Source organism: Acinetobacter sp. QJM3NY_42 (genome assembly GCF_056173745.1).
Map to the genome: position 1 here is coordinate 256,912 of NZ_CM149689.1, position 12,368 is coordinate 269,279.

Genomic DNA, 12,368 nt, shown 5'->3' on the forward strand with positions numbered 1-12,368 from the left:
TTTCTCTGGTGATAGGTTGACCGTGATGAACTCATTTGATGCGCGCAAGCTGCTTCGTCCCTTATCTCTGCTGCTGGTGGCGGCAGTTGCTCTCTATGCCATTATACATTTATGGAACTACTATAATGCTGCACCCTGGACCCGTGACGGTCGGGTGAAGGGTGATGTGATGCAGGTTTCTTCAGATGTTTCCGGGCTGGTCACAGAAGTTCTGGTACAAGATAACCAGACGGTAAAAAAAGGTCAGGTCTTGTTTAAAATAGATGTCGCCCGTCAGGCGCTGGATGTTGAACAGGCTAAATCTGATCTGGCTAAAGCCAAGGCAGGGCTGGCCGAAGCTGAAGCTGCTCTAGCCCAGTCACATGCCAACTCAATCAAGTCTCAAGCCAATATCCGGCTGGCAGAGAAAAATGCACAGCGTTATGCCAGCCTAATGAATGGTGCAATTTCCAAGCAGGAACAGGACCAGATGTTCGCAGTGCGTGACCAGGCGCGTGCCGAACATGAACAGATGCAGGCTGCTATTCAGCAGGCGCAGGCTACTATCCGCCAGCAGAAAGCATTGATTGAAGCTGCCACCAGCCAAGTACATCTGGCTGAACTCAACCTGCACCGCTCAGCAGTTATTGCACCGGCAGACGGCACTTTATCCAATTTCGATATGCGTCCTGGTAATTACGTGAAATCTGGACAGGCAGTGGCTGCCTTGGTCGACCGCCAGCAGCTCTATGTGGTCGGTTATTTTGAAGAGACCAAACTTGACAGAATACATGTGGGAGATAAAGCCACAGTACAGCTCATGGGAGATTCGAAAAAGATTTATGGTCATGTGCAGGGTATAGCAACAGGAATTGAGGACCGTGAGCGTGGCAACAGTTCTAACCTGCTGGCCAACGTCAACCCTACATTTAGCTGGGTGCGTCTGGCACAGCGGGTACCGGTCAAAATCATGATTGATAAATTGCCAGAAAACCGGTTAACCCTGGTATCAGGCCGTACTGCAACAGTACGAATTATTGAAGCCAAAGATCATATTTAACCGGTCTTGGCAAAAATCATTAAAAAGAAGAGTATTACTTTTCTTTTTTTATAGAAGATAAAATATCAGGGCTTAAGACCATCTGGTTCCCGATACCAGCTTTCAATCAGCAGGGCAGCTGCAATACTGTCAGCCGCAAGTTTACGGTTCCCACCCTGAGCCTGATACTGACTCAGTTCACTACGGGCTTCGCGAGTCGTTAGACGCTCATCCACCATCAGGGTTTCAATGTTGGTCTGATGACGCAGTCGCCGTGCAAACTTGCGGGCACGGGCAGAAAGTTCTGACTCACTCTCATCCATGTTTAAGGGTAAACCGACCAGAAACAGATCCGGTTGCCATTCTTTGACAATCTTCAGCAAATGTTCCCAATTCGGGATCCCATCCTTCATCGGGAAGAGCGTCAAGGGATTAGCACTCTGAATAGCTGCCTGTCCGATAGCCATGCCCATTTTCTGAGTGCCAAAGTCAAAAGCCATAATCAGGCCCGGATGAGAGGCATCAGGCATGACCAATCTCGGAAGCTAGCCAGGTACGGTCTAGGCCCATTTTTTTATAGGCAGCGTCCCAGCGGTCATCGTAAGGTAGATTAAAAATCAGATCCATATCTGCATCACAGATGAGCCAGTCACCGCGTGCAATCTCTTCTTCAAGTTGATTTTTGCTCCAACTGGCATAACCCAGCGCTATCTGGTAACGGTCCACTCCTTCATTGTGTGCAATTGCATCCAGAATATCTTTACTGGTGGTGATACAAACGTTTTCACCAATAGCAATAGACGAATGCCAGACGGGTTGACCAGTATGTAAAACGAAACCTGCCTCCGGGCGCAATGGACCGCCCTGAAGCACATCATGAGGTTGGACATTATCTGCATCAATTTCCAGGTCATTCAACAATTCTTTGATCTGAATGCCAGCAGGTCGGTTGATAATAATCCCTTGTGCGCCGTCTTCATCATGTCGAGCCAGATAGATGACCGTATGAGCAAAGAAATCATCGGCAATTTCTGGAGGAGCGATAAGACAACGATGCGTCAAATATTGTTTGGTCACCTAAGCTGTTCTCCTAAATTGTCAGCATAAAGTTTTGTCTGGAACAAAAATTGAGGCAAAAAGATAAATTTCAATAAAATTACAGAGTATGGTCTCTCCACTTATAAGTGACTACTGTCGAGAATACAATCCTCTGCACGTAAGCATCTGTGCCTTTCAGCAAAAAAAAGCAGAAACTTATTGGTCAGATGTAGCCTTGAATTAAATACTGACTATTCAAGGCTTGCAGAATGGGGACAGACTAGAATATAAAATCTGCTGATTGAAGATAATTGTGGCGATTTCATAAAAATCAAGAGCTCAAACTGGCTGCTGATTGCTAAAAAATATATCTATTAAGCCTGCTGGAATTTAAGCTGACGCAACTGTCTGGCATGCTGCAAGGTGGTGTTACTAATTTCAACGCCACCTGTCATACGGGCCAGTTCCTGAATCCTTTCATCTTCATCCAGTTCAATGATGGTACTGCTGGCCGGATCAGTCTGCAGTTTCTTTACCAGAAGATGCTGGTCAGATTGAGCCGCCACTTGGGCCTGATGGGTAATACACAGAATTTGTACATGCTGTGCCAGCCCGCCAAGCAGTCGTCCTACAATCTCGGCAGTACCGCCGCTGATCCCGACATCGATTTCATCAAACACCAGAACCTCAGCTTCAGTTTTCTCGGCATTCATCACCTGCATTACCAGTGCAATACGTGACAGCTCACCTCCTGAAGCTACCCGTGCCAGTGGTTGGGCCGGTATGCCTTTATTGGCGGTAAACAGTAGCTGGATAAAGCTCAGGCCTTCTGCAGTAGGCTGTTCCAGTGCATCAAAACGGAATTCAAAATAAGCTTCGGGCAGGGCCAGTGGTTTTACCTGTTCAGTCAGCTGTTTGGCAAGTGGTATCGCGGCTTCACGTCGAATCTGGTCCAGATGCTCAGCCTTCTGCAAAAAGTCCTGATGAGCGCGTTCAACCTGTTCGGCCAGCATTTCTGGGTCTTCGAGTTGTTGCAGTTTTTCCAGTTCCTGCTGCCAGAGTTCATATTCTTCTTTTAGCTGCTCTGGCTGGATTCTATACTTACGGGCCAAACGATGAAAAATCTCAAGCTGGGTATTCAGCTCTTCCATGCGTTCTGGATCAAAGCTCTGCCGGTCAATAAACTGGCGTAGCTGCGCTGTTCCTTCATCTAGTTCACTTTGCGCATTTAATAATGCATTATAAATACTGGACAGCTGTTCACTACGCCCAGCATGTGTTTCCAGCCGGCGAATTACCGAAGAGAGCTCCTGAGAAAGATTGGATTCCGCTTCATCGAGTACATTCAGGCTGTAAGCGCAGTCCTGCATAATATGTTCATGATGGCTGAGACGGTCAAATTCCTGCTCTATTTCTTTATAGTGAATAGCAACTATATCTTCAAGTTCTTCAAGCTGTAGCTCCAGCGTACTGATCCGCTGTAATCGGCTAGCCTGTGCTTCAAGCGCGGCCTGATGCTGGCGAATATTCTTCTGCCACTGGCTATATGCATCACGTACTTGCTGGGCCTCATTATAAAAATTACTGTAGCGGTCTAGCCACTTGCGTGGATAAGGGGGTTCTAGAAGCTGCTGCTGACTATGCTGGCTATAAAGCTGAACCAGAAGACGTCCAATTTCTTTCAGTTCAGATAGGCTGCTCGGGCGGCCATTGATCCAGGCTTTACTGCGGCCTGTAGCAAAAATTACACGGCGTAAATGTATTTCACCTGATTCATCATTTAACTCATGCGCACTGAGCCACCCTGCTTCAGGGCTATCTGGCTGGTAGCTGAAGACGGCAGTAATGTCGGCCTTGTCTGTGCCATAACGAACATAGTTGGTATCGGTACGTTCACCGAGGCAGGCAGAAAGCGCATCAAGTAATAAGGATTTACCAGCGCCGGTCTCACCTGTGAGTACGTTAAAACCTTGTTCAATATCAAGGGCCAGATGGTCAGCAAGCGCAAAATTGATCAGTGTTAAATGTGTCAGCATAAACGCATCCAGGCTGCGAAAGGTTTGTGTCTAAGATAGTCAAGTTTTGTTGTGGTCACAAGATGGCTTTTATTTTAAGACATTCAAAATATGATAACGCGATCTTAAAATAAATATGCGAATAAAAATTTTGTAAATACAGTTGTTCTGTTCTTGGCAAAAAGCTGTATTCGCTTTAACAATACTGAAAACTAATTAAGAGAATATATTGCCAGCAAAGATCAGTGTTCTATTGTTGTTATACCAGTCATATATTGTTGATGGTTAGAATTACAAAATGAAAAATACGGTTTGATCAAAAATGTAATGATGAATTAGATGTTTAACTCAAAATTTTATCTGTATAACCATAAGTGCAACAAATATAGCAGACACAATATCATAGTAAGTTATAGACAGAGAATGATAAAAAATGGTCGCTCACCAACCTCTATGCTGGAACTTTCAACTATTGGTTCAAGACTGCCTGTAGATCTGAATAAACTGAACAGCAAGGAATGGAAAATATTGATTTTTCCTGTTGAAACGGCAATTGATTAGTTGCGCCGCCGCAATTAAACTACCGCAATCATAACGTATATAAATGCGCATTATCTGGAGAATACGCATGTCAGCACAGTTTGATCATGTATCAGTAATAAAAAAATCAAATGTCTATTTTGGTGGTTCGTGTATTAGCCATACAATTTTATTTGAAGACGGTACTAAAAAAACTCTGGGGGTCATTTTACCGACAGAGCAGCCGCTTACCTTTGAAACCCATGTGCCTGAGCGTATGGAGATTATCTCTGGTGAATGCCGTGTTAAAATTGCCAATAATGAAGAGGCTGAACTGTTCCGCGCCGGTCAGTCTTTTTATGTACCAGGTAACAGCACCTTTAAAATTGAAACTGATGATGTGCTTGATTATGTTTGCCACCTAGAAGGCTAAGCATTCTGCAATAAATCAGGTACACTAGACTGATATAGGAGATCCTGCGAAGTTACTTTGCAGGATTTTTGTTTTTCACAAGTCACCAGCTTAGAGGTCGTTCATGGCGAAACCTGAATATTATTATGGCGTTCATGCAGTGGAGTCATTATTAGAACTGGAGCCAGAACGGGTTCTGACCCTGTTTACACTAAAAGGGCGTGAAGACCAGCGTTTGCAAAAGATTCTGGAACTGGCTGAACCTTTCGGAATTAGCGTGCAAAAAGCCAGCCGGGACAGTCTTGAAAAGCTGGCCGGGTTACCCTTTCATCAGGGGGTTGTGGCTGCTGTCCGTCCACATCCGGTTATGAATGAAAAAGATCTAGAACAGTTACTTGAACAAACACCGGATGTTCTATTGCTGGCCCTGGATCAGGTAACTGATCCGCATAACTTGGGGGCCTGTATTCGTACAGCCGCAGCAATGGGTGTACAGGCAGTTATTGTGCCACGTGACCGTTCAGCCAGTCTGACACCGACGGCACGGAAAGTGGCAGCCGGTGGGGCGGAGAAAGTCAAGTTCATTCAGGTTACCAATTTGGCCCGTACGCTTGCACAGATGAAAGAGCATTCACAAGTACGAGTAATAGGAACCATGCTCGACGAACAAGCATTGCCGCTTCAGCAATGTGACCTGACCGGACCTATAGTGATTGTAATGGGTGCTGAAGATACCGGTTTAAGACCTATCACCCAGGCACAGTGCGACCACAAGGTTTACATTCCGATGGCTGGAAATCTGCAAAGTTTAAATGTCAGTGTGGCAACCGGTATGGCGCTCTATGAAGCCTGTCGTCAGCGTAATGCTAAAAGTTTATAAGTTGATTAATTAAAAGGATTCAGTATGACTCCCCGGGTTCAAGGTTATCTGTTTGTGGCGATTACCATGTGTATCTGGGGCGGTTTCACTTTATTCTCCCGTTTAAATGCCCAGTGGCATATCAGTCCTTGGGATATTACGGCCTTACGTTTCGGTCTGGCCTTTCTCATTCTCATGCCTATTCTGCTGTATAAAAAAGATACGGCATTTTTATGGACGAGGCAGTCTGTTCTGTTGGCACTGATTGGCGGCTTAGGATACTGCTTAACAGTGTATACAGCATTTTTGTATGCTCCTGCTGCCCATGCCGCGATTTTTCTCAACGGTTGTATTCCACTAACCACTGCTGTAGCAGCATGGATTTTATTTAAACAGCCTTTTGATCAGCATACCTGGCTAAGTCTTGGCATTATGCTACTTGCTTTAGCTGTCATGAGTTATCTGATTTCACGCTCAAGCAGTCATGCATTTGGTATAGGAGATATCCTTCTATTTACCAGTGCCATCTGGTGGGGCGTATTTACTGTACTGCTCAAGCAATGGAAGCTGTCTGCGTGGCACTCTATGGCGAGCGTCGTAATTTGGTCAGCCCTTATCTATGTTCCAATTTACTTGTTATTTATACCTAAACATCTCAGTGAGCCAGAACCTCTGCATCTGGTTATCCAGACACTTTTCCACGGCGTTTTTGTGGTAATCATTGCTACCCTGACTTATGTGGCAGCCATTGAGCGTTTAGGGGCTTTTAAAACTGGAAGTATTGTAACTCTGGCACCTTTTATTGCAGCCTTGCTTGCTATACCACTGCTCGGCGAATCATTAAGTCTCTCTGTGCTTGCTGGACTAATCGGGATGAGTTTTGGAGCTTTACAGCCATGGCGCTGGTTCCGCAAAGATACTTTACAGGCGCAGCTGGAAAACCAGAAAAAAGGTTCTGGTTCAGACTCTCGCATCTCCTAATCTGCTTTTAGCTTTTCGGCCTTGATGAGGTAAAGCTGATGAAGAGGCTGTAATTGAGCATATAGATGTTCCAGGTGGCCATCATTGGTTACAATATCATGAGCGAGAGTCTGTTTTTGTGAGCGAGGCATCTGTGCGGCAATGATCTGACGGATCTGCTCCTCAGACTGCTGGTCACGCGCACAGGCACGCATAATCTGGATATCTTCGCTGGTATCGACTAAAAGTGTATGCTGGGCAAGTTCATGCTGATTGGTTTCAAATAAAAGAGGAGAAACCAGTATGGCATAAGGACTTTGGGCAGCCTGTAGCTGCTGGATTAACGCCTGGCGGATAGCAGGATGGGTAATTCCTTCCAGAGTCTGACGCGCTTCCGGTAGCTTGAAAATATGTTCACGCAATGCCCGCCGGTTTAACTCGCCATCTTCTTGTAACACCCAGTCACCAAAGGCATCATGAATTTGTGCCAGTGCTGGCTGGCCACGCTGTACCACTTCACGTGCTACTACATCGGCATCTACGACCTGTATACCTTGAGACTCAAACCACTGGCTGGCAGCTGACTTTCCACTGCCTATTCCTCCTGTTAACCCCAAGATAAATGTCATATCAGCCTCCCAGATAAATTTTCATAATTTGCTCACCCCATAAAAAAGCGATCCAGCCAGCAATCGCAATATAGGGACCAAAGGCGAAAGGCTGGTTTTCCTTGCGAATCTTGAGCAGTACGATACCAATAATTGCCCCGACTAAAGATGAAAGTAGCACAATTAAAGGCAGCATTAAAGGACCCATCCATGCTCCGAGTGCGGCCAGTAACTTAAAGTCCCCGTATCCCATGCCTTCTTTGCCGGTGATGACTTTAAACAGGTAATACACAATCCATAAGCATAAAAACCCAATCACATAACCCCAAATAGCAGAGCTTGCCGAGGTATATAATGCATAACTGTTTAGAGCTAGGCCTAAGGCGGCAAGCGGCAAGGTATACCGGTCTGGAAGCAGTTGGGTATCAAAATCGATGAAGGTCAGGGTAATTAATGCCCAAGTCAGTAACAGACCAAATAGCATTTGCAGGGTAGGGCCATAGACAGCTACTACAATAAGTGAACACAGAGCAGTTAAAAGTTCAACTAGAGGGTAACGGATACTGATCGGATTCTGGCATTGACCACATTTGCCTCTGAGTAGCAGCCAGCTGACTAAAGGCAGATTCTGATACCAGCGAATCGGCGTATGACAGTTGGGACAGGTAGAAGCCGGATAGCTGAGCGTGAGTTTTGTTTCATCAATTAGGGGCTGATCTGGATGAAGCAACAACTGACATTCATTGCGCCATTCCTGCTCCATCATTTTAGGAGTGCGAAGAATAACGACATTTAAAAAACTGCCAATACATAGACTGAAAAGCCCAACCACAATGTAGAGCGCAGTCGGGTTATTACTTAATAAGGTAATTAATTCTTGCATTAAACAACTGAACCCATCTGGAAAATTGGCAGATACATGGCGATCACAAGGCCACCCACTAATACACCCAGAATTGCCATAATCAGGGGTTCCATCATGGAAGTCAGACCGTCAACGGCATTGTCAACTTCATTTTCAAAATGTGTCGCGACTTTATCTAACATGGCATCAAGGGCACCCGACTCTTCTCCAATGGCAACCATCTGTACTGCCATAGGCGGAAAACGGTTAGAGGCACGCATAGCAAACTGAAGCTGCTGACCGGTTGCTACATCTTCCCGGATTTTCATGACAGCCTGCTCATAAATTACATTATTAGTTGCACCGGCAGTAGATTCCAGTGCATCAATAAGTGGTACGCCGGCTGCAAATGTGGTTGCCAGCGTACGGCTATAACGGGCAATAATTGCTTTATAGACCAGATCACCAAAAATTGGCAGTTTAAGAGCCATTCTGTCAAGCGCATCACGGAACTTCTGGCTCCGCTTTTTGGCTTCAAGAAAACCGAAAATAAGAGCAGCAATTGCGATAATGAGAATAAACCAGTACTTCTGCATCCAGTTCGACATATTGACAACCATCTGGGTAAATGCAGGCAGATCTGCACCAAACGAGCTAAACAGGTCCTGGAATACCGGAACTACCTTAACCATCAGAATAATGGTTACAATGACTGCAACCACAATAACTGTGGCGGGATATTTCATGGCTTTTTTAATTTTCTGCTTGAGGAGTTCACTCTTTTCTTTATAGATGGCTACCCGGTCGAGCATGGTCTCAAGTGCACCGGACTGTTCACCAGATTCGACCAGTGAGCAGAACAGGTTATCAAAATATTGGGGATATTTACGCAGTGCACCGGCAAATGTATTGCCCCCTTCAACTTCAGCCTTAATACCCAAAACCACTTCACGCATAGCCGGATTTTCGAGACCTTCAGCGACAATTTCAAAACCTTGTACAAGGGGAACACCCGCTTTCATCATGGTGGCCAGCTGACGTGTAAAGATAGTGATATCTAGTGTAGAAACCCTTTTCTTCATCAAGCCTTCTAGAATATTGCGACGTTTTTCCCGAATGGTTTTGATAGTTATTCCTTGCTTGCGCAAAGTCACCTTAGCCAACGCCATATTCTTGGCTGTCAGCTCCCCTTTAACTTTAATTCCTTTACGGTCGACGCCGTCATAAGCAAAAGTCGGCATCATTTGTGCTTTTTTGACTGCCATTGCTTTATCCTTATTTTTAAATGCTGACTTTATTCACTGGTCACACGGTTAATTTCTTGTAAAGAGGTTACACCTTGCATGACTTTCTTCAGGCCAGAACGACGCAAGTTATCAAAACCCAGGCGTGCTGCTGTTGCTGCTATTTCAAGGGCGTTACCGTCTTCCATAATAATTTTTGAAATTTCCGGTGTAACTTTCATTACTTCATAGATACCCACACGACCCCGATAACCATCACGACATTCCGGGCAACCGACAGGTTGATAAACCTGAAAATCAGGGATGGCTAGATCATCTTCGGTAAAGCCCATCTCAAGCAGACTATTTCTAGGAATCTCTGCTGGTACCTTGCACTGGTTGCATAAACGTCGAGCTAGACGCTGTGCAATGACCAGATTAACTGAAGTGGCAATATTAAATGCTGCTACGCCCATATTTCTTAGGCGTGTTAGTGTTTCAGGAGCACTGTTGGTATGCAGGGTAGACATAACCATGTGACCGGTCTGAGCTGCTTTAATGGCAATCTCTGCTGTTTCCAGGTCACGAATCTCACCTACCATAATAATATCTGGATCCTGACGCAGGAATGACTTTAGCGCGGCAGAGAAGCTTAACCCGACTTTATTGTTCACATTGACCTGGTTAATACCTTCAAGATTAATTTCTACCGGGTCTTCGGCAGTCGAAATATTGGTATCCTCACGGTTTAAAATATTGAGGCCTGTATAAAGCGATACGGTTTTACCGGAACCGGTAGGCCCGGTAATGAGTAACATACCTTGCGGCTTTTCTAAAGCTTCTATAAACAGGGCTTTTTGCTCGGGTTCATAGCCTAATGCATCAATACCCAGCATGGCGCTGGACGGATCCAAAATACGCAGAACCAGTTTTTCTCCAAATAGTGTAGGCAGTGAGTTCACACGGAAATCAATAGCTTTGGTTTTAGAGAGTTTTAATTTGATCCGGCCATCTTGGGGAACGCGCTTTTCGGAAATATCCATCTGTGACATAACCTTTAAACGTGAAGCCAGTCGGGTAGCCAGCTGTAAAGGTGGTGTTGCAACCTGTCTTAACACGCCATCGACCCGGTAACGTACCCGGTAATATTTTTCATAAGGCTCAAAATGTAAGTCTGATGCACCAATACGAATGGCATCTACCAATAACTTGTTAATATATTTAACAATTGGAGCTTCTTCTTCCTGAGGCGTATTATCTTGACTGTCGTCCTCATCTAAATTGCTGGTTGAAACATCAATATTGAGTTCTTCATCACCAAAATCAAAATTGCTTTCTTCAGAAAAATTCTGCTCAATAGTACGCTGCAGTTTGTCATGCTCGACAATAACAACTTCAATATTCAGTTTACTGTTAAACCGGACAGCTTCTAAAGCTTCAATATTGGTGGGATTACTGGTAGCAACAAACAGGGTATGACCACGCTTAATAAGTGGCAAGACCCGATGCTTGAGTATCAGTTTCTCATCAACTACATCTCGTGGAATCTGGACAGTATCGTAAACAGCCAAATCGAATAAAGCTTCACCAAACTCAATCGAGATAAATTCTGCAATCAGTAAGGGCGAAAGTTTAAAATGATCGATCAGATAAGGCACGATATCCTGCCGGTTTCTTTTAGCAGTATCGACCGCATTCTGCATTTCAGCAGCAGACACGTGGTTATCCTCAACCAGACGGCGAATAAAACCGGAAAACTTTGGAGTAAAATTAACTGTCATTGTTTATTGCGCCTTTAAATGACCGACGATTTATAGATCTCTGTAAAATTATACTTTTGTTGCCGAAAAATACCACAGTTTAAATAAAGGCTCTGGTATGAAATCATGTATTTAACCTGAACAATGGCTATCTTTAAGAAGAATTTTCTATATAGATCGTTAGGACATATCACAGAACAATAAGCTTAACTTTAAAAGCCTAATAGCAGCAATGGAGTTACGAAATTTATCTTCAAATAGATGAATTCCGTGTAGAATGTGGTGCATTTTTGATGAAAGGTTAGAAGTATGTCGGGTTCGACAATTATTCCTTGGGTTGTTGGTAATTGGAAAATGAACCCAATGCACGCAGATGCCCAGCAACTCATTGAACAATTTAAGCAATTACTTATAGAACAGCACATCAGTCCTGAGCAATGTCAGTTGGGGATAGCGCCTGTGGCAATTGCGCTGACCTCTACAAAACAGCAGCTTGAAAATGCTGCAAGTCCGGTGCATATAGTGGCACAAGATGTCTCACGTATAGCAGGAACTGGGGCGTATACCGGCGAAGTTAGTGCAGAGCTATTAAAAGACAGTCAGATTCACTGGGTGCTCATAGGCCATTCAGAGCGTCGAGAACTGTTGGGTGATGATCTAAAGATTTTAAAAGAAAAAATTAAAAATGCATTAAATGCCGGTCTAAAAATTATTTATTGTGTAGGGGAAAGCCTGGAGCAGCGTGAGGCAGGGCAGGCAGCACAAGTGGTATTGCAACAGATTTGTGACATTGCCGAAGTTGTACAGGCCGAGCAATGGCAAAATATCATGATTGCTTATGAGCCGATCTGGGCAATTGGTACGGGTAAGACTGCCTCTGCCGCAGATGCACAGGCTATGCATGAAAAAATTCGTGAAGCACTTTGCCAAATCACCCCGCTTGGCTCTAATATAACCATCCTCTACGGTGGCAGTGTTAAGCCTGAGAATGCAGTAGAGCTGGCAGCCTGTCCGGATATTAATGGGGCACTGGTTGGCGGGGCTTCCTTAAACGCCGAGTCCTTCCATAAAATTGCTCAGGCATTTGCCCAAATAAAAGAATGAGGAGTTCG

13 protein-coding genes are annotated in these 12,368 nt (G+C 44.7%); 6 read left to right on the forward strand and 7 right to left on the reverse strand.

Translation table 11 applies throughout. The annotated features are described in order from the left end of the window. Positions 1 to 25 precede the first annotated feature (25 nt). Positions 26 to 1,039, forward strand: a complete 1,014-nt coding sequence (locus tag AC0VYT_RS01175; RefSeq protein ID WP_005405136.1) for an HlyD family secretion protein — start codon at positions 26 to 28, stop codon at positions 1,037 to 1,039. Positions 1,040 to 1,104: 65 nt separating this feature from the next. Here the strand turns inward: AC0VYT_RS01175 and ruvX are convergent, their stop codons facing one another. The 3 genes from ruvX to recN all read right to left on the reverse strand — a co-directional run bounded on the left by ruvX (position 1,105) and on the right by recN (position 4,092). After that, positions 1,105 to 1,548 (reverse strand): Holliday junction resolvase RuvX, encoded by a 444-nt coding sequence (ruvX, locus tag AC0VYT_RS01180; RefSeq protein WP_005017006.1) that lies wholly within the window; start codon positions 1,546 to 1,548, stop codon positions 1,105 to 1,107. Beyond that, a complete protein-coding gene (locus AC0VYT_RS01185; protein ID WP_005017002.1) occupies positions 1,541 to 2,095 on the reverse strand; it encodes a YqgE/AlgH family protein in 555 nt (184 codons plus the stop codon). Before AC0VYT_RS01185 ends, ruvX begins: the two co-directional genes overlap by 8 nt. Positions 2,096 to 2,430: 335 nt before the next feature. Continuing rightward, positions 2,431 to 4,092: a DNA repair protein RecN gene (gene recN, locus AC0VYT_RS01190; RefSeq protein WP_005017001.1), complete on the reverse strand. Its 1,662-nt coding sequence runs from the start codon at positions 4,090 to 4,092 to the stop codon at positions 2,431 to 2,433. Positions 4,093 to 4,494: 402 nt separating this feature from the next. Between recN and AC0VYT_RS01195 the strand changes: the two genes are divergently transcribed. The 4 genes from AC0VYT_RS01195 (at position 4,495) to AC0VYT_RS01210 (ending at position 6,842) form a co-directional block, all read left to right on the forward strand. After that, entirely contained in the window at positions 4,495 to 4,632 is a 138-nt protein-coding gene (locus AC0VYT_RS01195) for a hypothetical protein (RefSeq protein ID WP_005405135.1), read from the forward strand. A 67-nt stretch (positions 4,633 to 4,699) separates the two neighbouring features. Continuing rightward, complete coding sequence (gene ppnP / locus AC0VYT_RS01200; RefSeq protein ID WP_005016998.1) at positions 4,700 to 5,023, forward strand: pyrimidine/purine nucleoside phosphorylase; 324 nt, start codon at positions 4,700 to 4,702, stop codon at positions 5,021 to 5,023. Positions 5,024 to 5,126: 103 nt separating this feature from the next. Beyond that, a complete protein-coding gene (gene rlmB, locus AC0VYT_RS01205) occupies positions 5,127 to 5,882 on the forward strand; it encodes a 23S rRNA (guanosine(2251)-2'-O)-methyltransferase RlmB (RefSeq protein ID WP_005016996.1) in 756 nt (251 codons plus the stop codon). Between the two features lie 24 nt (positions 5,883 to 5,906). After that, entirely contained in the window at positions 5,907 to 6,842 is a 936-nt protein-coding gene (locus AC0VYT_RS01210) for a DMT family transporter (RefSeq protein WP_005016993.1), read from the forward strand. Here the strand turns inward: AC0VYT_RS01210 and coaE are convergent. The 4 genes from coaE to pilB are packed head-to-tail and all read right to left on the reverse strand — an operon-like array spanning position 6,839 to position 11,277. Continuing rightward, entirely contained in the window at positions 6,839 to 7,450 is a 612-nt protein-coding gene (coaE, locus tag AC0VYT_RS01215; protein WP_005016991.1) for a dephospho-CoA kinase, read from the reverse strand. The two genes, AC0VYT_RS01210 and coaE, sit on opposite strands and share 4 nt — an antisense overlap. 1 nt (position 7,451) lies before the next feature. Then, positions 7,452 to 8,312: a prepilin peptidase gene (locus AC0VYT_RS01220; protein WP_005016989.1), complete on the reverse strand. Its 861-nt coding sequence runs from the start codon at positions 8,310 to 8,312 to the stop codon at positions 7,452 to 7,454. Then, positions 8,312 to 9,538: a type II secretion system F family protein gene (locus tag AC0VYT_RS01225; protein ID WP_005016988.1), complete on the reverse strand. Its 1,227-nt coding sequence runs from the start codon at positions 9,536 to 9,538 to the stop codon at positions 8,312 to 8,314. Before AC0VYT_RS01225 ends, AC0VYT_RS01220 begins: the two co-directional genes overlap by 1 nt. 29 nt (positions 9,539 to 9,567) lie before the next feature. After that, entirely contained in the window at positions 9,568 to 11,277 is a 1,710-nt protein-coding gene (pilB, locus tag AC0VYT_RS01230) for a type IV-A pilus assembly ATPase PilB (protein WP_005016986.1), read from the reverse strand. Positions 11,278 to 11,565: 288 nt separating this feature from the next. Between pilB and tpiA the strand changes: the two genes are divergently transcribed. After that, the gene (tpiA, locus tag AC0VYT_RS01235) at positions 11,566 to 12,360 is read left to right on the forward strand and encodes a triose-phosphate isomerase (RefSeq protein WP_005016984.1); all 795 of its coding nucleotides are present in this window, start codon (positions 11,566 to 11,568) and stop codon (positions 12,358 to 12,360) included. Positions 12,361 to 12,368: the final 8 nt, after the last annotated feature.